Origin of the sequence: Aeromonas sp. s7(2024) (assembly GCF_040907825.1) — a bacterium.
Classification (GTDB): Bacteria; Pseudomonadota; Gammaproteobacteria; order Enterobacterales; family Aeromonadaceae; genus Aeromonas; species Aeromonas veronii.
The window spans coordinates 1-23346 of the sequence record NZ_JBFOCM010000013.1; the positions used below are offsets into that span (position 1 = coordinate 1).

Below are 23346 nucleotides of genomic sequence, written 5' to 3' on the forward strand. Positions count from 1 at the left end.
GTGACAATTCGGACGCGGGGTGGAGCAGCTCGGTAGCTCGTCGGGCTCATAACCCGAAGGTCGTCGGTTCAAATCCGGCCCCCGCAACCAACTTTTCGTCAGCTTGCGATTGTGTAAACAGTCGAAAGCAGACAAACGCCACCAAGCTACTGCTAGGCTTGAGGGTGACAATTCGGACGCGGGGTGGAGCAGCTCGGTAGCTCGTCGGGCTCATAACCCGAAGGTCGTCGGTTCAAATCCGGCCCCCGCAACCAACTTTCTGTACGTTTCCTTCCTGTATTGCCAATCATTGAACAATCCTTCTTGATGCTCGTCACCGTCTGGTGATTGCTGCTATTTCTGACGCTTTTTCAAGACCAAAACTGGTCGTATCAACCATTTGTTGGGTATCATCAGTTATCTCTTCATGGATGAGGCACGCGCCTGTGATCACTCCCTTCACCTATCTTCCTCCTGCTATTGAAAGCCGGGATGCCACGCTGGCCGAAGCCCTTGCTCAAGGGCTGCCGTTGCAACTGCTGCTGATCGCCGAAGAGCAGAAGGAGTCCTTGCTTTCGCTCCCCGCCCTTGCGGGTCTCCAGACCCAGCTTGCGCTGGGGAAAAAAGCGCCCTTTACCCTGATGCATGGCAATACCCTGTTGCAGGTGATGTTTGTGGCCGGCAGTGTGACGCGGGATCACCGCCTCTATAAACAGATCAGAGGCTGGATTGCTCCTCTTTCTGGGCTCAATGTGGAGCGCCTCGGGCTGCATCTGGAAGGTTTTTCTCCCTCCGAGCGAGTGATGCTGGCCGAAGTGATGTTGTCGGCCCTGCTTGCCGCCAATATTTCGTTGCCCACCAGCAAGCGCCGCAGTGAAAGCAGCTGGAGCTATCAGCAGATCAAGGTTTCACCCGCGGTGGTGCTGGACTTGGCGCGCCTTTACAGCGAAGCGGGGGGCAACGGGCTGGCTCGCCATCTGGCGGTGTTGCCTGCCTCCGAGCTGACGGCCGCCAGCTATCGCGAGTTTGTCAGCAAGCTGGCGCAAGATGAGGGGTGGCAGTGCCATCACTATGATCAGGCGCAGCTAGCCGAGCTGGGGGCGGGGGCGTTTCTGGCCGTTGCTCGTGGTTCGGAAGACAATCAGGGGGCCATGGTCAAGCTCAGCTACTACCCGCCCAAACCGGTGCGCCGCATTGCACTGGTGGGCAAGGGAATTTGTCACGACTCCGGCGGTTACAACCTCAAGGTCTCCGGCAGCATGTATGGCATGCATCTGGACATGGGGGGCAGCGCGGTGGCGCTGGGGGCCCTCTACGCTATCAGCCGAGCTCAGTTGCCTTACGAGGTGCACTGCTGGCTGGCCATTGCCGAGAACCATATCGGCCCTCATGCCTATCGTCCTGGCGAGGTGGTGACCGCCATCAATGGCACCTCCATCGAGGTGGTCGATACCGACGCCGAAGGGCGAATGGTACTGGCCGACACCCTGGCAATGGCGGTGCAGGATACCCCGGATCTGCTGCTCGATTACGCAACCCTGACCGGGGCCTGCAAACGGGCGCTGGGTAGCCGTTACAGCGGCGTTTTTACCAATCGCAGCGAATGGATGACATCGCTGGTCAATCTGGGTCAGCGCAGCGGTGAACGAGTCTGGCCCTTCCCGCTTGATGACGATTACGACGACAACATCGAAAGCGAGTGGGCGGATCTGTTGCAGTGTGCGCCGGGAAGTTCGCCGGATCACATCGATGCGGCCCGTTTCCTCGCCCACTTCGTGCCCGAGCAGACCCCCTGGCTGCATTTCGACCTGAGCGGTTTTCGCAACAAGGGGGGCAATGGGGTGGTCTCCAGCGAAGTGACCGGCTTCGGCGTGCGTCTCACGCTCGATCTGCTGGCCAGCCCGCTTGGCAGAGTTGGTCGCCAAGCCTCTGAATAATCTGAATGATAACAAGGAGTTCTGTGAAAAAACCAAGTTATGACTGGGTGCTGTTCGATTTGGATGAAACCCTGCTCGATTTTCCGGTCGCCTCTGCGCTGACGCATACCTTGCAGATCTATGGCGTACAGGCTGATGACGCCAGCATGGCGCAGTACCACGCCCTCAACCACGGGCTCTGGCAGCAGTACAACGACGGCGAGATCGATGCAACGGCGTTGCAGCAGACCCGCTTCTCCCTCTTTGCCCAGCAGGTTGCCGCCGATCCCATGGCGATGAACAACACCTTTCTGGAGCAAATCATTGCCCTTAGCATGCCTCTTGAAGGGGTGGTCGAGACCCTGCAGCAGCTGCGCAGCAAGGTGCGGATGGGGATCATCACCAATGGTTTCAGCGTGCCCCAGCGGGGACGGCTCGGCAAACTGGGCTGGAGCGAGTGGTTCGAGCCGCTGGTGATTTCCGACGAGATCCGGGTGACCAAGCCGGCACCAGCTATTTTCCAGCACACCCTCTCCCTGATGGGGCAGCCAGATCCGGCCCGGGTGCTGATGGTGGGGGATAACCCGAAAACCGATATTGCCGGGGCGGCGGCGCAGGGGCTGGCAACCTGCTGGTACAACCCGGCGCGGCAAGCGGGCGAGTGCGATGCCACCCACGAAATCCACCACTTCGCCCACCTTGCCGACATTGTGCTGGGACGCTGATAGCCAGGCTTAACCCATCACGTTATCGATGACCAAAGCGTCCTGGCAAGTTGCAACTAGAGCTGTTTGAGACAGGATTGGGTTTGCTTGAGACAGTAAGGGGAGCTGATGCTCCCCTTACTTATGAGTGTTTTCCTGTGAATGCTGGGCTCTGAACTGATAGCGATCGAGGATCTGCTGATAGTCGGGACTCTGTTTCAATTTATCGATAGCCTGATTGATCCGCTGCAGTTGCGCTTCTGTGGTGCTCTCTTTGCTCAGCATCAGGTGAACCGGTGTCTGTTCGATATGCAGCAGAATATACAGCTTGTCCTGCACGCCACCCTTACCCTGCCACTCCTGCAGTCCGTGGGGGTCCAGAATAAACCCCTGGATCCGACCCCCTTGCAACATCTTCAGCAACTGATCCAGCCGCAGGCGCATCTGCAAACGGGGCTGCAGCTCGGGCCTTGCCATCAACTGGCGGAAGGTATTGCCGTAATCAAAGCCCTTGAGCACCCCGATATGGAAGTCAGGGGTGTTGATCAACTGCTCCAGGGTGTTGATCCCGCGCCAGCGATCGGCATCTTGCCGACGGATGACGATGGCCGTCTCCTCTTCCCGATAGGGGTGGCTGAAGCGGGCATATTGCTGCCGCTCGGCGGTGATATTGGCTGACATGGCCAGTTGAACCGTGCCGAATTTCAGCTCGTGCAGCACGCGAGCCCAGGGCATTTCACTGAATTTGGCCTGATAACCGGCCCGCAGGAAGATGGCGTTGAGCAGCTCCACATCAAGTCCACGGAGCTGTTGCTGTTCATTGCGATAACTGAAGGGCTGCCAGTCGACCCAGCCTACGACCAATGACTCCTGTGCCGTAGCCTGGCAACACAAACACCATAACAACAAGAGTCTGTACACAACGCATACCCTCGAACAGGCTGATACGGTGAGTATTGGACAGGAACGACGGAGTAACCAGTGCTGAGGGTTGAGCGGATGCACAGATGTGCATCCCTCACAGTTCGTGGGCGTGGAATCCCTTGCGATAGCGGGCTTCGCAGCGCGGGCAGCGTTGCAGGGTCGGATCCTGTTCCAGCTGTTCGATGGAAAGCGGCTCTTCACAATCGGAGCAGAGGCCATAGAGGCCGAGATCCATCTGGCAGAGTGCCGCATCGATCCGCTTGAGGCGGGCCACGCTCTGCTCAACCTTCGGCAGATCCAGCCGGCTGGTCAGTTCCACCAGTTGATCCTGCTCGCAGTGACCGACCTGTTCGGCCCACTCGTCACGGCGGCAGGCTTTGAGCTGACCGATCAGCGTTTCTCGTACTTGGGCCCAGTCTGACAGCAGGCGATTACGCCAGACAGTCAACTGTGCTTGCGTCATTTCACACACATTATCCCCCACAGGACAGACGACAGATTCGGGGCAGTATAGGGATCCGATAACTCTATCAAGATGATATGCGTCAAGTTAAACGTGGTTAGCCGTGGCTTTTGGCTGCTTGCAGCAGGGCATCGCGGATGGGATCCGTCTCTTTGAGCACCCGGATCTCCTGAAACAGCAGGTCCGCTTCGGGATATTCCCGCTTGAGATAGCTGAACCACTGTTTGATGCGGCTGGGGTAATAGTCGGCTTTTTCGCTGGCCAGATCCTGCTCGGTATAGCTCACCATCAACTGCAGCACCTCGGCCCAGCTCATGTGCGGGCAGCCGGTTTTCATCACGTTGGCCAGATTGGGCAGGGAGATGGCGCCGCGCCCGACCATCAGGGCATCGCAACCCGAGACCCTGGCGCAGGCGAGGGCATCTTTGTGATCCCAAATCTCGCCGTTGGCGGTGACGGGGATGGGCATGGCGCGGCGAATGGCATCCACATACTCCCAGTGGGCGGGGGCCTTGTACCCTTCGCGCTTGGTGCGGGCATGAACGGCCAGCTCGTTGGCGCCCCCCTGGAAGACCGCCTGGGCGTTCTCCAGATAGAGATCCTTGTCATCGTAACCGAGGCGAATTTTGGCGCTCACCGGCAGATGGGCGGGCACTGCGTCACGCACCGCCTTGACGATGCGGTAGATGGTCTCGGGCTCTTTGAGCAGCACCGCACCGCCCTTGCTCTTGTTGACCGTAGGGGCGGGACAGCCGAAGTTGAGATCGACGCCGGGGGAGCCCAGCTCGATGGCGCGCACGGCGTTCTCGGCCAGCCACTCGGGGTGTTGCCCCAGCAGTTGTACCCGCACCGGGGTGCCTGCGCGGGTTTTGCCATCTTGCAGCAGTTCAGGGCAGAGGCGGTAGAACACCTTGGCGGGCAGCAGCTGATCGACGACCCGGATAAACTCGCTCACGCAGAGATCGTAATCATTGACGGAGGTGAGTACCTCCCGCATCAGGTGATCCAGTACCCCCTGCATGGGGGCCAAAATAACGCGCATAACGGCTTTCCGACGAGAGTGGCAAGAAAAAAGAGCGCAGATTGTAGTGGGGTTGCGGCCCGCTGTCAGCACCCGCTCAAACTCTGTTAGGCTAGAGGGAGATAAATCACGCAAGGAGAAGGAATGAAGCGTTGGTGTCTGATGGCGCTCGGGTGTCTGGCATTTGCCACCGGTATTGTGGGCATTGTGCTGCCGCTTTTGCCGACTACCCCCTTCATGTTGCTGGCTGCAGCTCTGTTTGCCCGCTCGTCGCCCCGTTTTCATCGCTGGTTGCTGACCCATCCCTGGTTTGGCCCGCCCATCGTGGATTGGCAGCAATATCGCGGCATTCGTCGCCAGGCCAGACGGCGCGCCATTATCTTTATTTTGCTCACCTTTTCGGTGTCGCTGGCGGTGGTGCCACTGCTGTGGGTCAAGGGGTTGCTGGTTGTCATAATGGTGATCCTGCTCACCTGGTTAATGCGCCTGCCGGTGCTGGAGCCAGTTGCAATGGCGAAGTGAAGTCCCTAAGCTATTGCAGCAATAATGCTATGGAGTCGGCCTGTCATTTTTGCGTGACAGGCTTTTTTATTTCCCGCAGAAGGGAATTGAGAAAAAATGGCCACCCCTGGGTCAAAAAAATAAGCGGTCAACACATGAATCCGGAAACCCTGAAATTTATCGAAGCAAGCATCAAGACCATTCCCGACTATCCGAAGCCGGGCATTCTGTTTCGTGACATCACCAGCCTGATCGAGAACCCCGAGGCCTTCAAGGCCACCATCGATCTGCTGGCCAATCATTATCGTGATCAAGGGATCACCAAGATTGTTGGCACCGAAGCTCGCGGCTTCATCTTTGGCGCGCCGGTTGCCTATGCCATGGGGCTGGGCTTCGTGCCGGTCCGCAAGCCGGGCAAGCTGCCGCGCGAAGTGATCGAGGAGTCCTATGCCCTCGAATACGGCACCGACACCCTGCAACTGCACACCGATGCCATCGTGCCCGGTGACAAGGTGCTGGTCGTGGACGATCTGCTGGCGACCGGTGGTACCGTTGATGCGACCGTCAAGCTGATCCGCCGTGCCGGTGGTGAAGTGGCCGATGCGGCCTTCATCATCTCCCTGCCGTCTCTGGGTGGCGATGCCCGCCTGACTGCCGCTGGCATCAAGGTGGTCTCACTGGTCGAGCTGGCCGGCGAGTAATGCCTCTTCGGCCCGATCCTCTGCATCGGGCCTGCATTGAACCGGTGCCCTTGCGGGCATCGGTTTGAAAATCAAGCGATCCCTCCCGCTCTGACCGATAGCCGATACAGCCAGCCCGCCATTTGTGTTAGCATCCGGCCTCAATGCCCTGTCTTCCCTGCATGATGGATTTATGAGCTATCAGGTTCTGGCGCGTAAATGGCGCCCCCATACGTTTGAACAAGTGGTAGGCCAGCAACATGTGCTGACCGCCTTGACCAACGCCCTGGATCAGGGACGGCTGCATCACGCCTATCTGCTGAGCGGTACCCGCGGGGTCGGCAAGACCACCATCGCCCGTATTCTGGCCAAGAGCCTTAACTGCGAGCAGGGGATCAGTAGCCACCCGTGCGGCGTCTGTGATACCTGCCGCGAGATCGATCAGGGCAACTTTGTCGACTTGCTGGAGATTGACGCGGCGTCCCGCACCAAGGTGGAAGATACCCGCGAGCTGCTCGACAACGTGCAGTACCGCCCGGCCCGTGGCCGCTTCAAGGTCTACCTCATCGATGAAGTGCACATGTTGTCGCGCCACAGCTTCAACGCGCTGCTGAAAACCCTGGAAGAGCCGCCCCCCTATGTGAAGTTTCTGCTGGCCACCACGGATCCGCAGAAGCTGCCCATTACCATCCTCTCGCGCTGCCTGCAGTTTCATCTGAAGAGTCTGGATCAGACCCAGATCGCCAAGCAGCTCGAATGGGTGCTGGATCAGGAGGGGCAGCCCTTCGAGCCGCGCGCCCTGCTGGCACTGGCCAAAGCCGCCGACGGCAGTATGCGCGATGCCCTGAGCCTGACCGATCAGGCGCTGGCCCACGGCAATGGCAGCGTGCGCCTCGACAGCGTGCTGGCGATGCTGGGCACGCTCGATCACCGCCATCTGCACCAGCTGCTGGAAGCCATTTTGCGGCAAGATGCGCCAGCGACCATGGCCAAGATCACCGAGATTGCCACCCTGGGCCCCGATTTTGATCAGCTCCACGCCGAGCTGGAAGGCTTGCTCCATCGCATCGCCATGGCGCAGCTGCTGCCTGCCAGTGTGCAGGAGCAGGGGGCGGATGCCGATTCCCTGCTGCAACTGGCCAAGGCGATGAGTCCGGAAGAGGTGCAGCTCTGCTACCAGATTGTGCTGGGTGGCCGTAAAGATCTGCCCTGGGCTCCCGATGGCCGCACCGCGCTGGAGATGACCTGCCTGCGGATGCTCGCCTTCTCCCCAAGGCGTGATGCCCTGCATCCGGCCAGCCTCACCGCGCTGCCCCCGTCAATGACGAGCAGTGCGGCGAGCAGCGCTACTTCGGTTGCCTCTTTGCCGGGAAAGCGCCCGGCCGCTGAATCGGCCACAGTGGCACCGATCAGCGGCGCCGTGCCTGCACCGCTAGCCAGCCCTGTTGCCACCAGTGCCGTGCCCGCGGTTGATGTCTCCCTGCCTGCGATGGTGGATGACATCGGCAACCCCGCCGACAGCGAAGAGGAGGTGCAAGCCGCCGAGCTGTTCAGCCAGCAGGATGAGCTGCTGCGCGAAGCTGCGGGCATGGGGTATCAAACCGAGCCCGCGTTACCCCATGCGCAGCCCGATGTGTCTGCGCACTCGGCTGCACAGCCCGCAGATGCTGATGAGCGAGCGTCTGCCGCAGCCGATACCGACTATTCCCGTGGCGAGTCGCTGACCGCCCCCTTCGAGCCCGCGCTCGAACCGACAGCAACGCCTGTTGTCGCTGCTGAACCAGTATCAGCGGTATCGAGCATGCAAAGCCTGCTTGGCAAGCGAAACATGCTGCGCAGCCGCCAGCGTGGTCAGGATGCCCCAGCGGCGCCCGCGCCGCGCGCAGTGCCGGTTGCGCCAGCTCGTCCTGTCGCGCCCGCTGTTGCACCGGTCGTCACCCAACAGCCAGCCCCGATCAGTCAACCGATCGGGCAGGGGATGGCGGCGATGGGTCACTATGATGATCTGCCGCCGGTGGATCTCTATGGCGACGGTTACGAGCCGCAGGGAGACAACGGCGATTACGAAGAGTACCTCAATCAGGGCTTTGCCGAGCAGACTCAGGTGATGAGCCACGCCCCTGTCACGGCACCTGCCCAGCCAACCGATCTGCCACCCTGGGATCTCGACGGACAGCCGAGCTATCGACCCGGCGAGCGCAGCGCTGCGGCGCCTGCGGTGATGCCAGCCCCTGCGACCCAGCCACCCGTTGTTACCACGGCGGTGGCTGCTGCCCCTGTGACGCAGGATGAGCCCGCTCAGCCGGTGATGGAGACTATCGACTGGGATGAGCTCGAGAGCGACAGCGAGCCGCAAGAGGGAGAGGCGACTCGCCTTATCCCCTCCTCGCTACTCAATGGTTGCGGCGACCCTTGGGCCGAGCTGATTGCCCACACTCAGGTGGGTGGGCGGCTGCGCCAGCTGGCCATCAACTCGGTGATGACGCGAGAAGGGGACAAGGTGTTACTGACCCTCAAACCCGAGCAGCGCCATCTGGTGAGTGACAAGGCGCGCGCCGATCTGGCCGAGATCATCGGGCCAGCGCTGGGGCAACCGGTGCAGGTCGAGGTGACGCTCGGCGTGGTGCCTGACAAGGAGACCCCTCTTGAGATCGAGCATCGCCTTTATCTCGGGGTACGCGAGCAGGTGACCCGGGATCTGGAGCAGGATCCCAACGTGCAGTTTTTAGTTCAGCGGTTTGGTGCCGTGCTCCATCACGAGAGCATCGAGCCCCTCAACCGCTAAATTCCGTGGCCGGGAGCTTGCTTCCGGTTGAAAAGCAGTTTGGCTGTCCCCATCTAGGACAGACAAGCCCACAGCCCGGCGCTGGATGCCGGATTTCAAGACGAGAGACGACATATGTTTGGTAAAGGTGGAATGGGGAACCTGATGAAACAGGCCCAACAGATGCAAGAGCGTATGCAGAAGGCGCAGGAGCAGCTGGCTCAGATGGAAGTGACCGGTGAAGCCGGTGCTGGTATGGTCAAGGTCACCATGACCGGTAGCCATAGCGTCCGTCGCATCGAGATCGACCCCTCCCTGATGGAAGATGACAAGGAGCTGCTGGAAGATCTGGTCGCCGCCGCTTGCAACGATGCCGTGCGCCGTGTGGAAGAGCAGAACAAGGCCAAGATGGGCGAACTGACCGGTGGCATGCAACTGCCGCCAGGCTTCAAGATGCCCTTCTAAGGCGACTCTCCCCGCGCATTCTTGCTCCCTTGTCGCTGGCCATTCGGGTCACGGCATGGGGGACGGCCGAGAGACCCAAAGATGCAGCGTTATTGCTCAGGCGATACGCTGCGTTTTTTTATGGGCGCCATGCTGGTGTGGACGGGCTCTAACTATCCCTTCTGGGGAGAGGTTGCTACAGAGCAGGCCGATTGCGCCATGAAACGCAGCGCCTTGTATAGGCGGCACTATTTGTCGATACCCGCTATCGGATATCCCGGTTTGGCGTGGCCGGGCTGGATCGGCATAATGGCGGCTTGCCGTATCGAGGAGATTGTATGAAATATATCGGAGCCCACGTCAGTGCGGCCGGCGGGGTGGAGAATACCATCGCCCGCGCCCAGGCCATCGGGGCCAACGCGTTTGCCCTCTTTACCAAGAATCAACGTCAGTGGCAGGCTGCCCCCTTGTCGGATGCCACCATCCGTGCCTTCAAGGCGGCTTGTGACAAGGCCGGTTTTCTGCCGGAGCAGATCCTGCCCCACGACAGCTATCTCATCAATCTGGGCCACCCGGATCCCGATGGTCTGGCCAAATCCCGCGATGCGTTTCTCGACGAGATGAAGCGTTGCGAGCAACTGGGGCTTTGCTATCTGAACTTCCACCCCGGTAGCCATCTCAAGCAGATCCCTGAGGCGGCCAGCCTCAAGCTGGTGAGCGAGTCCATCAACTGGGCGCTGGAGCGCAGTGAAGGGGTGACGGCGGTGATCGAGAATACCGCCGGGCAGGGGACCAACCTCGGCTGGTCGTTCGAGCACCTCGCCACCATCATCGAGGGGGTGGAGGACAAGAGCCGGGTCGGGATCTGTTTCGATACCTGCCACGCCTTTGCCGCCGGCTACGATTTGCGCACCGCCGAGAGCTGCGCTGCCGTCTTTGCCGAGTTCGACCGCACGGTGGGTTTTCATTATCTCAAGGGGATGCATATCAACGGCGCCAAGTGCACCTTCGGTAGCCGTGTCGATCGCCACCACAGCTTGCGGGAGGGCAATCTGGGAGAGGCAGTATTCCACCACATCATGAATGATGATCGCTTCGATCGCATTCCGCTGATCCTCGAGACCATAGACGAGTCCATCTGGGGCGAGGAGATCAGCTGGTTGCGCAGTCTGGCGCAGTGATACCGAGCAAGCGAATCAAAGAGAGGGAGCCGTGGCTCCCTCTCTGCTTTTTCCGTTATTGGCGGGCGGGCCTGTCAGCGGCGCTCCGAGCGCGCGTTACTCTGCGCGGCTCACCTCGACATCCTTCACCTGAGCCCGGCAGAAGTGGATAAAGTGGCGCAGGGAGGTGGAGTGGTACTTCTGCTTGTGCCAGATAAGGGAGAGCTGGCGCGGGAAGCGGCGGTAGAGTGGCAGGGCGATCAGCCGCCCATCTGCCAGGCGATCCGAGGCTGCCAGCCGGGAGATAAAGGAGATGCCAAGCCCCTTCTCCACCGCCAGCATCACCGCCTCCAGGGTGTTGAGTTCAAGCCCTGGTTGCCAGCGGGGCAGCTCGGGCTGGATCTGCTGGATAAACTGCTCGCGGCTGCCCGATTGCGCTTCACGCAATACCCAGGTCTCGCCCCCAAGTCGGGAGAGGGAGAGCTCCTTCTTGTTGGCAAGCGGGTGACCGGGTGGGGCCACCACCAGCATCTCGTCCTGCAGCCAGGGTTCGGCGAGCAGGTCGGGGTGGTGGTTCTCCCCCTCGATCAGTGCCATATCCAGCTCGAAGTTGGCCAGCGCATGGCATAGCAGGTGAGTGTTGTTGATGGTCACCTTGGGGGGGAGCCCCAGCTCCTGTTTGCTGCTGGCGAGCAGGGTGGGGAGCAGGTAGTTGCCGATGGTCTGGCTGGCACCAAGGCGAAGCTGGCCGCTCGGCTCGGCATCGGGACTGAACAGGTTCTCGATATCCTGCATCCGGGTCAGCAGCTCTTCGGCGGCCGGTTGCAGCAGGCGCCCCTCGTTGTTGAGCTGCAATCTGGGGTGAATGCGGTCAAACAGCGGGGTAGAGAGCTGGCGCTCCAGCTCCTGCAGCGACTGGGAGACGGCCCCCTTGCTCAGGCAGAGCTCGTTGGCGGCAAGGCCAAGGTTTCCATAGCGGGCAATGGTGGCGAACACTTTCAGCTGCTGCAGGGTCAGTTTCATCGTGTTTGGTTTTCCTGAATGATTGATTTAATTCATTTAGATATCGTAAACGATAAGGGGCTATTATCCTATCGCCATAGTCATCAATAGAAAGGTGTCATCATGATCGCAAGAACCCGTAAATCACTGGCTGCCGCCCCAACCCCCATGGCGGGTCTGGCGCTGGGCATCGCCAGCCTTGGTTGGTGTTGGGAAAATGCCGGTCACTTCGATGGCCGGATGCAACTGCTGGGCGCTGCCATTGCGGCCGTGCTGCTGGTGATCCTGACCTTCAAGTTTCTGCTTCACCCCCGCCTGCTGTTGCAGGATCTCGCTCACCCCGTTGTGGGCAGTGTGGTACCGACTTATGCCATGGGCACCATGGTGGTCTCCAAAGCGCTGGGTATGATTGCGCCGCAAGCGGGCGAGGCCCTCTGGCTATTTGCCGTGGCGGTTCACCTGCTGTTCCTGGCCACCTTTATCTGGCATCGCGCCAAAGAGTTTGAAATCCACCACATGGTGCCGAGCTGGTTCGTGCCGCCAGTGGGGATCATCGTGGCTGACGTCGCCTTCCCGGGCGGTCAGTTTGCCCCGCTGGCTAACGGCTTGCTCTGGTTCGGGATCATCTGCTACGGCCTGATGCTGCCGCTGATGCTCTATCGCCTGATCTTCAGCCATGAAGTGCCGGATGCCGCCAAACCGACCATCGCCATTCTGGCTGCCCCTGCCAGTCTCTCTCTGGCCGGTTACCTGACCGTCAGCCAGGAGCCGTCACTGCTGCTGGTGGCCGTGCTGTTGGGTATTGCCATCCTGATGACCGGCATCATCTATCTGGCCTTCATCAAACTGCTGCGTCTGCCCTTTTCGCCGGGTTATGCCGCCTTCACCTTCCCGCTGGTGATCGGTGCCACCGCTCTGTTCAAAGTGGCTCATCTGGTTGAAGAGTTTGCGCAAGGCAGTCACTACGTCGAGCAGATCAGACTGCTGGCCCACTTCGAGCTGGGGGTGGCTACCGTCATCGTCGGGTATGTGGCACTGCGTTACCTGATGTTTTTTCTGCCGCAGCGTAATACCGAAATGAATAACGGCATGGCCCGCCAGGGTGCTCACCGATAAATCTTGATGATGTGACATCGGGAAATGGATAAGCAGTGCGCTCCGAGAGCGACGGGATAAACGACCAGTCATACGATGGATGGACAAAGAGCCTCCACCCTGGTTGTGTAACGAGCAAAATGCCCCGCAGTGCGGGGCATTTTTTTATGGTTTTTTGATGTGGCGCCCGTGGTGGGCTATTTGCCATGGATTTAACTGGTATTACCTGTCAGGACGACTACAATGCAGCACCACTTTTTCGCTCGACCCCAATACATGTCGTCCCAAGATCCCGTATTTGACTCCTCTTTTGAAGCCCGTTTTCTCCATCCCCGCTACTGGTTCAGCTGGCTGGCGCTCGGCGTGCTGATGTTGCTCGCCTTTGTGCCGGTGCGATTGCGCGACCGTTTGGCCGAAGCCTTGGCTCCGCTGGTGTTTCGTATCTCGAAAAAACAGATTTATATCGCCAGAACCAATTTGGAGATCTGCTTCCCGGACAAGAGCCCGGAAGAGCGGGATGCCATTGCACTGACCTCGATCCGGGTCGGCCTCAAGAGTCTGTTGGGATTTGGCGAGTTCACCATGCGCAGTCAGTGTTATCTGATGAGCCGGATGCAGGTGATCGGTTGGGAGCATATCGAGGCGGAGCGGGCGGCCGGCCGTCCGGTGATCCTGGTGGTGCCCCATACCTGGCCGGTGGATGCCGCTGGTTACTGCTTTACCCAGCGCGGGGTGCCGATGTGCACCATGATGAAACGGGCGCGCAATCCGGTGTTTGATTGGCACCTCAACCGTGCACGAGCCAAGAACGGCTGCCGCGTCTATGAGCGCAGCGCCGGGATCAAGGCGGTGATCAGGACCATCAAGAGCGGTCGCAGCTTCTTCTATCTGCCGGATCAGGATCATGGCCGCGAGAAGAGCATCTTCGCCCCCTTCTTTGGCTATCCCAAAGCGACCCTGCCTGCCTTGCCCCGTCTGGTGCAGGTCAGTGGCGCCAAGGCGGTGCCGCTGCTCGCCTGCTATGACGAAGAGAACCACTGCTACCGGCTGGAGATTGAGGCACCGTTCGACAACTATCCCACCGAGGATGTGATGGCCGATACCTGTCGCATGAACGACATGGTGCAACAGCAGCTGATGCGCCATCCGGGTCAATACATGTGGTTCCTCAAGATCTTCGATACCCGTGAAGATCAGGAGGGGCTGGATGGCCTCTACGAAGAGGGGATACGCCGGATCCGCAAGGGATTGTCGCCCCACGGCTGACCCAGAATTTGGATTGATTGAAATGGCCCCATGTGGGCCATTTTTTATGATAACTAGTCTGATCAGTGCCTTGCAGGCTGATGGCCAGCCTCCCCAGGGTAGAAAAAAATGTCAGGATAACTACAATAACCGTTTGTTTTTGATGACTTGATGGCCGCCATGTCTGCGTTAGATCCGGTATTTGATACCTCATTTCATAGCCGCCTGCTGTATCCCAAATGGTGGGGCAGCTGGTGTGCGCTGGGCCTGCTCTCCCTGCTGGCATTTACCCCCGCGAGACTGAGGGATCGCTTTGCCGATCTGGTCTCTCCAACCCTGCTGCGTTTTTCGAAAAAGCAGGCTTATATCGCCGATACCAACCTCAAGATCTGCTTTCCCGAGCTGGATGCCGCTGCACGGCAGGCGCTGCTGCTCAAATCGATCCGGGTCGGGCTCAAGACCTTTATGGGCTTTGGCGAGCTCAGCTGGCGCAGCAAGGCACGGCTGGCCCGCCGCATCAAGGTCACCGGCTGGGAGCATGTGCAAGCGGAGCAGGCTGCAGGCCGCCCGGTGATCCTGGTGGTGCCTCACACCTGGGCGGTCGACATGATTGGCCGCTACTTCTCCATGATGGGCATCGAGATGTGCACCATGATGAAGAGCCCGAAAGATCAGGTGTTCGACTGGTACATCAACCGCGAGCGGGCCAAAGGGGGCAAGGTGTATGAGCGCAGCGCCGGGATCAAGCCAGCGATCAAGTCGATCCGCGCCGGTGCCAGTTTTTTTTACCTGCCGGATCAGGACCACGGCCGCGAGGCGAGTGTGTTTGTTCCCTTTTTTGGTCGCCCCAAGGCAACCCTGCCAGCCTTGCCCAAGCTGGTGAAGCTGACCGGTGCCAGAGCGGTGCCCATCTTCGCCAGCTATGACGAGGATGAGGGGCGCTATCTGCTGGAGATAGAGCCGCCGTTTGACCCTTATCCCACCGCCGATCTGCTGGCAGACGTCAATGCCATGAACCGGGTGGTGGAGATGCAGGTGGCGCGCCATCCCGAGCAGTACATGTGGTTTCTCAAGATCTTCGAAACCCTGGAGCATCAGGAGGGGGATGACGGCCTCTATGAAGCGGGGATCCAGCGCATTCGTCAGGGTTTGCCGCCCGAACCTTGAAAATTGGCCCGCTTGCGGGCCATTTTTGTTGGTACAGGCGCCTTTCGTATTTGGTCTGCTGCTGGTGGTTTTTAAGGCGAACGGGTGGACAAAAACAGCGCAAACAGGGGATAACAGGGTGTCTTATGAAAGGGAGAGGCAGGTGAGCGTGCGCGGAGCTATCTTCGAGAGCGGAAATAGGGTAAAAGGGCGGCCATGAAAATTCCAAATCGAATCCAACCTCTGGTTGATGACGGCCTGGTCGATGAGGTCGTCAGCCGGTTGATGAGCGGCAAAGAGGCCGACGTCTATGTGGTGCGCTGCGGCGACGAGATCTGCTGCGCCAAAGTCTATAAAGAGGCGTCCAAGCGCAGCTTCAAGCAGGCCGTGGTCTATCAGGAGGGGCGCAAGGTGCGTAATAGCCGCAGCGCTCGGGCTATGGAGAAGGGCTCCAAGTACGGCCGCAAACAGCATGAAGAAGTGTGGCAGAACACCGAGGTCGACGCCCTGTTCAAGCTGGCGGCGGCCGGTGTACGGGTGCCACAGCCCTATGTCTGCCTCGATGGCGTCCTCTTGATGGAACTTATCACCGATGAGGATGGCAATGTCGCGCCGCGCCTCAACGATGTGGCACTCACCCCCGAGCAGGCGGTCATCGACCATGCCAAGGTGATCCGCTATGTGGTGCGGATGCTCTGCGCCGGTCTTATTCACGGCGATCTTTCCGAGTTCAACGTGTTGGTGGATGAGCAGGGCCCCGTGATCATCGATCTGCCGCAGGTGGTGGATGCCGCCGCCAACAACCAGGCCAAGGCGATGCTGGAGCGGGACGTCAACAACATGCGCAACTACTACGGCATGTATGCCCCCGAGCTGCTCAAGACCCGTTATGCCCAGGAGATGTGGGCGTTGTTTGAAGATGGTAAACTCACCCCCGAGAGCGAGCTGACCGGTCACTTTGAAGAGAGCCGCGCCGCCATCGATCTCGATTCGGTGCTGCAGGAGATCGAGAGCGCCGAAGAGGAGGCCTATGCCCGTCAGGCCCGGATGAAGGCGGAGCAGGAAGACAGCTACTAACGGTCTTGCCACGTTCACAAAAAGAGCGCCTTCGGGGCGCTCTTTTTATTACTGCTGCGGCTATGGTCGGCTGGGGCAGGGGGCTAGCTGATACATCTCCAGCCAGTTGCGATCCCCCAGATGGAAGCGCCGCCCCAGCAACACGCCCCCGGCGGCCGTAATGACCTTGCGGGAAGCCAGATTGTCTTGGTCACAGCAGATCAGCACCGGCGCCGCCAGTACCTGTTGTTGCACCCAGCGCAGCAGCACGGTCGCGGCCCCTTCGCCACGGCGAGAGGGGCGGGTTTCGTAACCGATATGACCCAGCCACTGGCGGGTTGCCTCATTGTCACCGTGACGCAGACGCAGGGTGGCGATGATCTCCTCGCCATCGAGGGCAAAATAGGTGGTAGTCGGCAGGTATCCACTGGGCAAGTTGCGCCCTTTGGCGTGATCCAGCAGGCTCTGTAGCCAGCCGTCCGGGTCGAATTGCGCCACCTGATAGAGCGGCTGTCCGTCCTCGGCGCATTCGGTGACATAGCGCCGGTAAGCCGGAGCATCTGTCAGCCTGGCTGGTCGGCACTGCAGAGCGAGCACTGCGCTCACGACAGGAGCGCGCAGGGCGGCAGTGGTTGCGGCTCGTTGTGGTGGAGCTCCTGTACGCAGGCCCGTTGCCTTCCAGCCTGTTTGGCGGCGTAAAGGGCCCGATCCGCGCGCAGGTAGGCCGCTTCAAACCCCTCGTCAGGGTGCATCGAGGTGAGGCCGATGCTGAGGCTGATGGGGCCACCGGCCAGCGCCCGGGTCGCCTCGGCGATCTGCTGTTGCAGGCTGTGACAGTAGTCGGGCAGGGTCTGCGGGTCCGCCATCAACAGCAGGGCCAGCTCATCGCCGCCAAGCCGACCGGCCATGCCCTCAGAAGGCAGGGTATTGGTGATCACCCGACCCACGGCCCGCAGCATGGCATCACCGGCGGGGTGGCCGTGGCGGTCGTTGATCTGTTTGAAGTTGTCCAGATCGATCAGCAGCAGCTGGCTAGGGCTTGTCACCTCGCGGGCACGCAGGGCCACCTGGCGTTCGAAATAGTGGCGGCTGAACAGGCCAGTCAGCTCATCCTGATTGGCACGCCGCTCCAGCTTGCGCTGGGTGGCCAGCAAGGCTTGCTGTTGGCGGGTGTGGACCAGGCTCAGCAGCAGATAACTGCGGGCGATGGTAAAGAGCAGGCTGAGCAGGATCACAGGCCCGAGCAGCGGGTCGGTGAAGGAGTTGGCCGCCAGCTCCGGCTGACAGAGATGTTTGGCGATCCGCAGTAGTTGCAACAGCAGTTGCAGGCCGAGCAGCAGAATGGCAAAGCGCAGCACCCGATAGACGGGGGCCAGCCGCTGGTAGCGCCAGAGCTGCCAGATAAGCAGTGCAATCTGCAGCGAGAGCACGCCGGAGAGTACGATGATCCGGCAGTGCACATCAAAGAGGGGTTGCTGCAAGGCGGTCAGGGCAAACAGGACGAAACCGCCGAGGGTAACGGCGGGCAGCAGCCAGCCCAGTTGGTCGGCTTCACGGCGAAAGAAGTGGCGCATCCCCCGTTCATAGAGCAGGGTGGTCGACATCAACAGCAGGTTGGTGCAGAGAATATTGGCAAGGGATGCATTTCCCTCAAGGGGGCGCAGCAGCAGGCAGCAAAAAGCCCCCGCGATAACCAGTTCCCCCGCTGACCAGTAGATCAATGCCCTGATCTGGCGATGGGTGTGCCACATGGCGGCGAAAATGGTGGCGACCCCCACATGTGACAGCGTGACGAACAGCACCAGACTCAACAACTGGGCCGAGGAAAACAGACTTGGCATCAAGGGGCTCTCTGGGAAGTCACCTGTGAACGAACAGGCGATGGGGTATCGCCCGCTGGCAGTGGCCGATCACAACATGAATCCAACCTATTATCAATGGGTTAAATGGCCGAATGTGCTCACCTCCGACTTCTTGCACGATGGCGAATGCTGACTCGATTTATCAGCGCACAAGAAGCCATTTTATTGTCTTGTCAGTCAATTTCGCTGCGTGAAAAGTGGTGGTGTTGGCGGCAGGGTGAACCCAACCGCCAGACGTTGTGCTAATCGCAGGTTGCAGCAGGCAAGCGCATGACGATGGCCTCCCTGTCCAGATGGGTCAGCAGACGGCGCACGTCGTCGAGGCGGATGATCAGGGTAGCGGTGTTGACCAGCGGATGGCACTGCACCTGTTTGGCCTGCCAGATGGCCTCGTCCACCACCAGCTCTACCGCTTTTTCCCTGTCGCGCACCATGGCGAGCAGGGTCACCGAGCCCGGGGTAAGGCCGAGCACCGCATCGAGCCGCTCGGGGGAGCCAAAGCTCAGCCGCTTGACGCCGAGCATGGCTGCCAGCGCCTTGAGATCGACCCGGCGCTCCTCCGGACTCACCACCAGAAACAGCCGCTCGCTTTTCGGATCGCGCAAAAAGAGGTTCTTGGTCTTGGCGGCGGGCAGGTCGGGCAGCAACTTGCTCGCCTCCTCACAGGTAAACACTGGGGGATGATCAATACGCTGGTAGGGGATAGCCAGCTGATCCAGCAGGGAATAGATTGCCACAAAGACTCCTTTTGTCGGCGAAGAGTGGTCAGAACGGGATGGGCGGGAATAACGACCGGATCGAGCTTACCAGTTTGACTCCCGCCTCGCAGCCAGCGTGACGATTGCGAGCAGGCACTGTATGAACGTACAATAGTCCCATTCTCGGACAGCCCCTTTACGCTTCATGACTGCAACCCAGCCCACTGTACCCGCCACTCCGCCCCTCGACGGTTTTATCCTGACCCGCCACGGTCGGGACGTGCGCGGCCGCAACGGGCTGCCTGCAACCACCGAAATCGTGATGTGGCTCTGGAGCGCACAGGGGCCGGTGCGGGTGGTGGTGCCGGGGCAGGAGCCGGTGTTCTTTTTGCCACAGAGCCACATGGCAGAAGCCGCCGAGCTGTTCAAGGGGGCCGGGGTGAGCGGGCGGTTTCGCCGCCTGCCGATGCACACCTTCGACGGTCGCCCTGTGGTGGGCTGCTATTTCGCGACCCTGAGCGCCTTTCACCGCGCCATCGAGCTGCTGCTTATTCGCGGTCTGGAGCACTTCGAGGCGGATATCCGGCTGCCGGAGCGCTTCCTGATGGAGCGTTTCATCACAGCTGGCGTGCGCTTCGATGGCTGGGCGGTAAAAAAGGGGGGCAAGCAGGGCTACTGGGAGGTGAACGAGGCACGCTGCGCACCGCAGGCGGTGACGCCGACCCTCTCCTGGGTGTCGCTGGACGTGGAGTGCGCCATGGACGGGGTCCTCTTCTCGGTCGGTCTTTACAGCGAAGAGGATGCGCGGGTCATCATGATTGGCACCCCGGAGGCCGATGCCGAGAGCTGGGGCACTCTAGTGGAGTGGGTGGTGGATGAAAGCGCCCTGCTCGGCGCGCTGGAGAGCTGGTTCAGCCTGCATGACCCCGACCTGGTCATCGGCTGGAACGTGGTCAACTTTGACTTTCGTCTGCTGCTGCGCCGCGCCGAACTTAACAAGCGGCGACTGCGGCTCGGGCGGGGGCGCGAGCTCTGCTTCTGGCGCTCGTCACGGGGCGATCCCCAAACCGGCAACGTCATTATCCCTGGGCGCATGGTGCTCGATGGCATCGATACCCTGAAAAGCGCCACCTGGCAGTTTGCCAGCTACAGCCTGGATGCGGTGGCGAGCGAACTGCTTGGCCGTGGCAAGGATATCGAGGATGTGGCCAATCGGGGGGAGAAGATCACCGAGTTGTTCCACTCCGACAAGGAGGCGCTGGCCCGCTACAACCTGGAAGATTGCAAGCTGGTGTGGGAGATCTTCGACTACTGCCACCTCATCCCCTTTGCCATCGAGCGTGCCTCCCTCACCGGCCTTGAGCTCGACAGGGTAGGGGGCTCTGTGGCGGCCTTTACCAACCTCTATCTGCCGCGGCTCCATCGTGGCGGCTACGTGGCCCCCAATCTGCCAGCCGACGGGGGGCTGGCGAGCCCCGGTGGCTATGTAATGGACTCCAAACCCGGCCTCTATCGCCATGTGCTGGTGCTCGATTTCAAGAGCCTCTATCCCAGCATCATCCGCACCTTCTGCATCGACCCCATGGGACTTATCGAAGGGCTGCAGCATCCCGAGCACGCCATTCCGGGCTTTCGCGGCGCCATGTTCTCCCGCGAGCGGCATTTCTTGCCGGAACTCATCGCCACCCTGTGGGCGGCGAGGGACAGAGCCAAGGCGGCCAGCAACAAGGCGCTCTCCCAGGCCATCAAGATCATCATGAACTCCTTCTACGGCGTGCTGGGGTCGGGGGGCTGCCGTTTCTATGATCCGCGCCTAGCCTCGTCCATTACCCTACGTGGCCACAGCATCATGCAGCAGACCCGTGAGTGGATTGAGGCGAAGGGATTCGAGGTGATCTATGGCGATACTGACTCCACCTTTGTCCATCTGGGGCGCGAGACCAGCCCGGATGAGGCGGATGAGATCGGCCAGCGACTGGCGCAAATGATCAACGATAACTGGGCTGCACTGATCAGGCGCGAGTTCGACCTGCCGAGTTATCTCGAGATCCAGTACGAGACCCACTATCGCCGCTTTCTGATGCCCACCATTCGCGGGCTGGAGAAGGGGAGCAAGAAGCGCTACGCGGGGCTGGTGGCAGGCAAGGAGGCGGGAGCAGAGGAGCAACTGGTGTTCAAGGGGCTCGAATCGGTGCGCACCGACTGGACGCCCCTTGCCAAGGCGTTTCAGACCCGTCTCTACGAAATGGTGTTTCACGACCAGGATCCCGGCAGCTATGTGCGTACCATGGTGGACGAGACCCGAGCCGGCCAGTACGACGAGCTGCTGGTCTATCGCAAGCGGCTGCGCCAGAAGCTCGAGGAGTATCAGAAGAACGTGCCACCTCATGTGCGGGCGGCGCGTCTGGCCGATGAGGAGAACCTGCGCCGCGGTCTGCCCCAACGTTACCAGCATCGGGGTACCATCGCCTATCTGATGACCCTTAATGGCCCCGAACCGCTGGAGTACCGGCGCACCCCCATCGATTACGAACACTACATCGACAAGCAGCTCAAACCCATTGCCGATGCGATCCTCCCTTTTGTCGGCGAGTCGTTCGAGCGGATCTGCGGCCAGCAGCTGGATCTTTTCTGATTGGCGCAAGATGGCACTTTACTTCCCATGGATACTGGATAAAAATACAGTTATAAATCATGGAGAAGTTTCCTATGCGTCTTGAAATCATCATCGACAAAAAACATCAGATCCCGACCTCGACCATGGAGGCGCTGCGTCAGGAGCTGCTCAAGCAGCTGGGCGAAAAATTCCCCGACATCCATGTGCGGGTCGCGCCGGGCAGTGCCATGGCCCTGACCGTCAGCCGTGCCAGCAAGGAGGACAAGGAGCTGGCCGAAGCCATGGTGCAGGAGGTGTGGGAGAACGCCGACAGCTGGATGCCGGAAGAGAACGTCGCCTCCTGATCCCGCACGGTCAGTGGATAACACGGGCGTTGGATAAACTGGCATGCCCGCGAATGATCCGCCGATCCCCGGACAACAAAAACGCAGCCAGGTGGCTGCGTTTTTGTTGGTGGTGAGAGGTTCGCGGTGGCTTGTCTGACTCTGGGTTGAGCCATGCCCGTTACAACCCCGCCCAGCTTTTCAGGCTCTGTTGCTGCACCCTGCGATTGGCTTCGCGGATCTCCCCTTTGGCACGCAGATCGGCCAGTGCGATAGGCAGTGCGGCGCGGATCTCTGCACTGCTCATTCCGGCTTTGAGGGCCGGGTGATAGGCCATCTTGAGCAGCACATAGTCGAGCCCGGTCAAAAAGCTGTCGATGCTGTTGTCATTGAAGATGGAGGGAAACACCTTGTCCGAATCGTTGGGCAGCCCCATCACCTGGGTGAACTCCTCCACCACGCAGTCGAGAAATCGTCCCTTGGCCCGGCTGTAGTCTACCGGAATGATGATGGTGGCACGGCTGATCTCGTGTTTCGCATTGGTTGCGAAGTTGGCAAGGCAGAGCCCCTCCTTGAGCGCCATCTTGACCGATGGATCGCCCCCCATGGTGCGGTTGGCCCAGCTCTTCATCTTGTTGTAGTCGGTCATGATCAGGGTGAGGTTGGGCTTTGCGGCCACCATGCTGATGGAGTGGCCGGTGATGCGAGCCAGATGGGCCGCCTGTACCTTCACCACGTCTGCCTGCAGCGGCTTGTCACCCGACTCGTTGATAAGTTGCAGCCGGATCGGCTGCTGCCAGCGTGCAAAACGGGTCTGCCTGGCTTCGCCATACTCCCGCTCCATGGCGATGGCCATAAAGCTCTCGACCAGATAGCTGTCGCTCTGCCAGCGCTCATCGGCCCGGGCGCTGTGGCCCGCGAGCAGAAGCAGCAGGGCCAGCAGCCCGTGTGATGCGCGGCGGGGACGGGCAGCGCAACCCAAGTTGGCCATTACCAAAGTGGCAATAAAGCGGGTGGCACCAAAGGGGATGGCGGCAAATGGCATGTTTCCTCCCTGAAACGGTTGTCAGCCTAGCGGTTGGCCTTGTCGATATCGCGCCAGGTGAGCCAGAGCCTGAGATCAAACTCCAGTTGATGATAGTCGGGCTCCATGTGCTGGCAGAGCTGATAGAAGCTCTTGTTGTGATCCTTCTCTTTGATGTGGGCCAGCTCGTGCACCACGATCATTTTCAGGAACGGGGGCGGCGCCTCCTTGAACAGGGCGGCGATGCGGATCTCGTTCTTGGCCTTGAGCTTGCTGCCCTGCACCCGGCTGACGTAGGTGTGCAGGCCGAGGGCATCCTTGATCACGTTGATCTTGCCATCGAACACCACCTTTGACAGGGGCGCCGAGCTCTTGAGGTAGCGGTTCTTCAGCTCCATGGTGTAGGCGAGCAGCGCCTTGTCGCTCTGGATCTGGTGGCTCTCCGGGTAGCGTTTGGCCAGCATATCCCCCAGCTTGCCTGCCGCAATCAGCTGCTGTACCTGTGCCTTGAGAGGGTCGGGATAGCCGCCCAGATAAGTCAGTTCCGCCATGGTGTCACTCGTCACATCAAAAAGAGCGTCATTGTAGTTATCTCGGGCGGGCTTGCCTACCGATGAGGAGAGAGGGTGTCTAGTCCTGAAATAGGTTTACACATTTTCAACTAGCATTTCTCTACTCAGAACCCCTTATGTACCGCATCGGGGGTTCTGTATTTCAACGCA

At 60.1% G+C, this 23346-nt stretch carries 23 protein-coding genes and 2 tRNA genes; 16 read left to right on the forward strand and 9 right to left on the reverse strand.

Going from position 1 to position 23346, the window contains the following annotated elements; all coding sequences use genetic code 11:
• The first annotated feature begins 13 nt into the window (after positions 1 to 13).
• The 4 genes from AB5Y73_RS04550 to yjjG all read left to right on the forward strand — a co-directional run bounded on the left by AB5Y73_RS04550 (position 14) and on the right by yjjG (position 2620).
• Positions 14 to 90, forward strand: a tRNA-Met gene (locus tag AB5Y73_RS04550).
• 87 nt (positions 91 to 177) lie between these two features.
• Positions 178 to 254: transfer RNA gene (locus tag AB5Y73_RS04555), tRNA-Met, on the forward strand.
• 171 nt (positions 255 to 425) lie between these two features.
• On the forward strand, positions 426 to 1916 hold the full coding sequence (locus tag AB5Y73_RS04560; RefSeq protein WP_107684871.1) for a leucyl aminopeptidase family protein: 1491 nt from the start codon (positions 426 to 428) through the stop codon (positions 1914 to 1916).
• A 23-nt stretch (positions 1917 to 1939) separates the two neighbouring features.
• On the forward strand, positions 1940 to 2620 hold the full coding sequence (yjjG, locus tag AB5Y73_RS04565; protein WP_042055441.1) for a pyrimidine 5'-nucleotidase: 681 nt from the start codon (positions 1940 to 1942) through the stop codon (positions 2618 to 2620).
• A 117-nt stretch (positions 2621 to 2737) separates the two neighbouring features.
• On the opposite strand, the gene AB5Y73_RS04570 is transcribed toward yjjG, so the two are convergent.
• The 3 genes from AB5Y73_RS04570 to dusC form a co-directional block, all read right to left on the reverse strand.
• Positions 2738 to 3463 (reverse strand): ABC transporter substrate-binding protein, encoded by a 726-nt coding sequence (locus AB5Y73_RS04570; RefSeq protein ID WP_107684870.1) that lies wholly within the window; start codon positions 3461 to 3463, stop codon positions 2738 to 2740.
• A gap of 154 nt (positions 3464 to 3617) precedes the next feature.
• A complete protein-coding gene (locus AB5Y73_RS04575) occupies positions 3618 to 3986 on the reverse strand; it encodes an RNA polymerase-binding protein DksA (protein ID WP_019445807.1) in 369 nt (122 codons plus the stop codon).
• Positions 3987 to 4083: 97 nt separating this feature from the next.
• Positions 4084 to 5028 (reverse strand): tRNA dihydrouridine(16) synthase DusC, encoded by a 945-nt coding sequence (gene dusC / locus AB5Y73_RS04580; protein ID WP_107684869.1) that lies wholly within the window; start codon positions 5026 to 5028, stop codon positions 4084 to 4086.
• A gap of 123 nt (positions 5029 to 5151) precedes the next feature.
• On the opposite strand from dusC, the gene AB5Y73_RS04585 reads away from it, so the two are divergent.
• From AB5Y73_RS04585 to nfo, 6 genes are all read left to right on the forward strand, one after another.
• Entirely contained in the window at positions 5152 to 5529 is a 378-nt protein-coding gene (locus AB5Y73_RS04585; RefSeq protein WP_279499578.1) for a YbaN family protein, read from the forward strand.
• A 134-nt stretch (positions 5530 to 5663) separates the two neighbouring features.
• Positions 5664 to 6209 carry an adenine phosphoribosyltransferase gene (gene apt / locus AB5Y73_RS04590; RefSeq protein WP_181294991.1) on the forward strand — a complete coding sequence of 182 codons (546 nt, stop codon included), beginning with the start codon at positions 5664 to 5666 and terminating at the stop codon, positions 6207 to 6209.
• A gap of 172 nt (positions 6210 to 6381) precedes the next feature.
• On the forward strand, positions 6382 to 8973 hold the full coding sequence (gene dnaX, locus AB5Y73_RS04595; protein WP_107684867.1) for a DNA polymerase III subunit gamma/tau: 2592 nt from the start codon (positions 6382 to 6384) through the stop codon (positions 8971 to 8973).
• 114 nt (positions 8974 to 9087) lie between these two features.
• A complete protein-coding gene (locus tag AB5Y73_RS04600; RefSeq protein ID WP_005333445.1) occupies positions 9088 to 9417 on the forward strand; it encodes a YbaB/EbfC family nucleoid-associated protein in 330 nt (109 codons plus the stop codon).
• Between the two features lie 81 nt (positions 9418 to 9498).
• A complete protein-coding gene (locus tag AB5Y73_RS04605) occupies positions 9499 to 9738 on the forward strand; it encodes a hypothetical protein (RefSeq protein ID WP_107684866.1) in 240 nt (79 codons plus the stop codon).
• Entirely contained in the window at positions 9735 to 10577 is an 843-nt protein-coding gene (gene nfo, locus AB5Y73_RS04610) for a deoxyribonuclease IV (protein ID WP_069555787.1), read from the forward strand. Before AB5Y73_RS04605 ends, nfo begins: the two co-directional genes overlap by 4 nt.
• A gap of 96 nt (positions 10578 to 10673) precedes the next feature.
• Here the strand turns inward: nfo and AB5Y73_RS04615 are convergent, their stop codons facing one another.
• Complete coding sequence (locus tag AB5Y73_RS04615; RefSeq protein ID WP_107684865.1) at positions 10674 to 11579, reverse strand: LysR substrate-binding domain-containing protein; 906 nt, start codon at positions 11577 to 11579, stop codon at positions 10674 to 10676.
• Between the two features lie 102 nt (positions 11580 to 11681).
• On the opposite strand from AB5Y73_RS04615, the gene AB5Y73_RS04620 reads away from it, so the two are divergent.
• The 4 genes from AB5Y73_RS04620 to AB5Y73_RS04635 all read left to right on the forward strand — a co-directional run bounded on the left by AB5Y73_RS04620 (position 11682) and on the right by AB5Y73_RS04635 (position 16121).
• Complete coding sequence (locus AB5Y73_RS04620; protein WP_181497276.1) at positions 11682 to 12674, forward strand: TDT family transporter; 993 nt, start codon at positions 11682 to 11684, stop codon at positions 12672 to 12674.
• Between the two features lie 255 nt (positions 12675 to 12929).
• Positions 12930 to 13919: a lauroyl-Kdo(2)-lipid IV(A) myristoyltransferase gene (gene lpxM, locus AB5Y73_RS04625; RefSeq protein WP_107684981.1), complete on the forward strand. Its 990-nt coding sequence runs from the start codon at positions 12930 to 12932 to the stop codon at positions 13917 to 13919.
• A gap of 150 nt (positions 13920 to 14069) precedes the next feature.
• Positions 14070 to 15065 carry a lauroyl-Kdo(2)-lipid IV(A) myristoyltransferase gene (locus AB5Y73_RS04630; RefSeq protein ID WP_279499580.1) on the forward strand — a complete coding sequence of 332 codons (996 nt, stop codon included), beginning with the start codon at positions 14070 to 14072 and terminating at the stop codon, positions 15063 to 15065.
• A gap of 195 nt (positions 15066 to 15260) precedes the next feature.
• On the forward strand, positions 15261 to 16121 hold the full coding sequence (locus tag AB5Y73_RS04635) for a PA4780 family RIO1-like protein kinase (protein WP_279499581.1): 861 nt from the start codon (positions 15261 to 15263) through the stop codon (positions 16119 to 16121).
• A 60-nt stretch (positions 16122 to 16181) separates the two neighbouring features.
• On the opposite strand, the gene AB5Y73_RS04640 is transcribed toward AB5Y73_RS04635, so the two are convergent.
• From AB5Y73_RS04640 to AB5Y73_RS04650, 3 genes are all read right to left on the reverse strand, one after another.
• Positions 16182 to 16706 carry a GNAT family N-acetyltransferase gene (locus AB5Y73_RS04640; protein WP_107684861.1) on the reverse strand — a complete coding sequence of 175 codons (525 nt, stop codon included), beginning with the start codon at positions 16704 to 16706 and terminating at the stop codon, positions 16182 to 16184.
• Positions 16703 to 17941, reverse strand: a complete 1239-nt coding sequence (locus AB5Y73_RS04645) for a GGDEF domain-containing protein (RefSeq protein WP_107684860.1) — start codon at positions 17939 to 17941, stop codon at positions 16703 to 16705. Before AB5Y73_RS04645 ends, AB5Y73_RS04640 begins: the two co-directional genes overlap by 4 nt.
• 263 nt (positions 17942 to 18204) lie before the next feature.
• On the reverse strand, positions 18205 to 18699 hold the full coding sequence (locus AB5Y73_RS04650) for a prolyl-tRNA synthetase associated domain-containing protein (RefSeq protein ID WP_107684859.1): 495 nt from the start codon (positions 18697 to 18699) through the stop codon (positions 18205 to 18207).
• A 166-nt stretch (positions 18700 to 18865) separates the two neighbouring features.
• On the opposite strand from AB5Y73_RS04650, the gene AB5Y73_RS04655 reads away from it, so the two are divergent.
• Together AB5Y73_RS04655 and AB5Y73_RS04660 are read left to right on the forward strand one after the other, a co-directional pair.
• Positions 18866 to 21295: a DNA polymerase II gene (locus tag AB5Y73_RS04655; RefSeq protein ID WP_181497277.1), complete on the forward strand. Its 2430-nt coding sequence runs from the start codon at positions 18866 to 18868 to the stop codon at positions 21293 to 21295.
• Between the two features lie 74 nt (positions 21296 to 21369).
• Positions 21370 to 21621: a DinI family protein gene (locus tag AB5Y73_RS04660; RefSeq protein ID WP_118853769.1), complete on the forward strand. Its 252-nt coding sequence runs from the start codon at positions 21370 to 21372 to the stop codon at positions 21619 to 21621.
• A gap of 160 nt (positions 21622 to 21781) precedes the next feature.
• On the opposite strand, the gene AB5Y73_RS04665 is transcribed toward AB5Y73_RS04660, so the two are convergent.
• Together AB5Y73_RS04665 and AB5Y73_RS04670 are read right to left on the reverse strand one after the other, a co-directional pair.
• Positions 21782 to 22645: a DUF2927 domain-containing protein gene (locus AB5Y73_RS04665; protein WP_118853770.1), complete on the reverse strand. Its 864-nt coding sequence runs from the start codon at positions 22643 to 22645 to the stop codon at positions 21782 to 21784.
• A 26-nt stretch (positions 22646 to 22671) separates the two neighbouring features.
• On the reverse strand, positions 22672 to 23175 hold the full coding sequence (locus tag AB5Y73_RS04670; protein WP_118853771.1) for a M48 family metallopeptidase: 504 nt from the start codon (positions 23173 to 23175) through the stop codon (positions 22672 to 22674).
• Positions 23176 to 23346 lie beyond the last annotated feature (171 nt).

Excerpts from the sequence above, each read along its gene's own strand:
- AB5Y73_RS04575 (WP_019445807.1), bottom strand. The coding sequence starts at position 3,986 with ATGACGCAAGCACAGTTGACTGTCTGGCGTAATCGCCTGCTGTCAGAC.
- dusC (WP_107684869.1), bottom strand. The coding sequence starts at position 5,028 with ATGCGCGTTATTTTGGCCCCCATGCAGGGGGTACTGGATCACCTGATG.
- AB5Y73_RS04585 (WP_279499578.1), top strand. The coding sequence starts at position 5,152 with ATGAAGCGTTGGTGTCTGATGGCGCTCGGGTGTCTGGCATTTGCCACC.
- apt (WP_181294991.1), top strand. The coding sequence starts at position 5,664 with ATGAATCCGGAAACCCTGAAATTTATCGAAGCAAGCATCAAGACCATT.
- dnaX (WP_107684867.1), top strand. The coding sequence starts at position 6,382 with ATGAGCTATCAGGTTCTGGCGCGTAAATGGCGCCCCCATACGTTTGAA.
- AB5Y73_RS04600 (WP_005333445.1), top strand. The coding sequence starts at position 9,088 with ATGTTTGGTAAAGGTGGAATGGGGAACCTGATGAAACAGGCCCAACAG.
- AB5Y73_RS04605 (WP_107684866.1), top strand. The coding sequence starts at position 9,499 with ATGCAGCGTTATTGCTCAGGCGATACGCTGCGTTTTTTTATGGGCGCC.
- nfo (WP_069555787.1), top strand. The coding sequence starts at position 9,735 with ATGAAATATATCGGAGCCCACGTCAGTGCGGCCGGCGGGGTGGAGAAT.
- AB5Y73_RS04615 (WP_107684865.1), bottom strand. The coding sequence starts at position 11,579 with ATGAAACTGACCCTGCAGCAGCTGAAAGTGTTCGCCACCATTGCCCGC.
- AB5Y73_RS04620 (WP_181497276.1), top strand. The coding sequence starts at position 11,682 with ATGATCGCAAGAACCCGTAAATCACTGGCTGCCGCCCCAACCCCCATG.
- lpxM (WP_107684981.1), top strand. The coding sequence starts at position 12,930 with ATGTCGTCCCAAGATCCCGTATTTGACTCCTCTTTTGAAGCCCGTTTT.
- AB5Y73_RS04630 (WP_279499580.1), top strand. The coding sequence starts at position 14,070 with ATGGCCGCCATGTCTGCGTTAGATCCGGTATTTGATACCTCATTTCAT.
- AB5Y73_RS04635 (WP_279499581.1), top strand. The coding sequence starts at position 15,261 with ATGAAAATTCCAAATCGAATCCAACCTCTGGTTGATGACGGCCTGGTC.
- AB5Y73_RS04645 (WP_107684860.1), bottom strand. The coding sequence starts at position 17,941 with ATGCCAAGTCTGTTTTCCTCGGCCCAGTTGTTGAGTCTGGTGCTGTTC.
- AB5Y73_RS04655 (WP_181497277.1), top strand. The coding sequence starts at position 18,866 with ATGACTGCAACCCAGCCCACTGTACCCGCCACTCCGCCCCTCGACGGT.
- AB5Y73_RS04660 (WP_118853769.1), top strand. The coding sequence starts at position 21,370 with ATGCGTCTTGAAATCATCATCGACAAAAAACATCAGATCCCGACCTCG.
- AB5Y73_RS04665 (WP_118853770.1), bottom strand. The coding sequence starts at position 22,645 with ATGCCATTTGCCGCCATCCCCTTTGGTGCCACCCGCTTTATTGCCACT.
- AB5Y73_RS04670 (WP_118853771.1), bottom strand. The coding sequence starts at position 23,175 with ATGGCGGAACTGACTTATCTGGGCGGCTATCCCGACCCTCTCAAGGCA.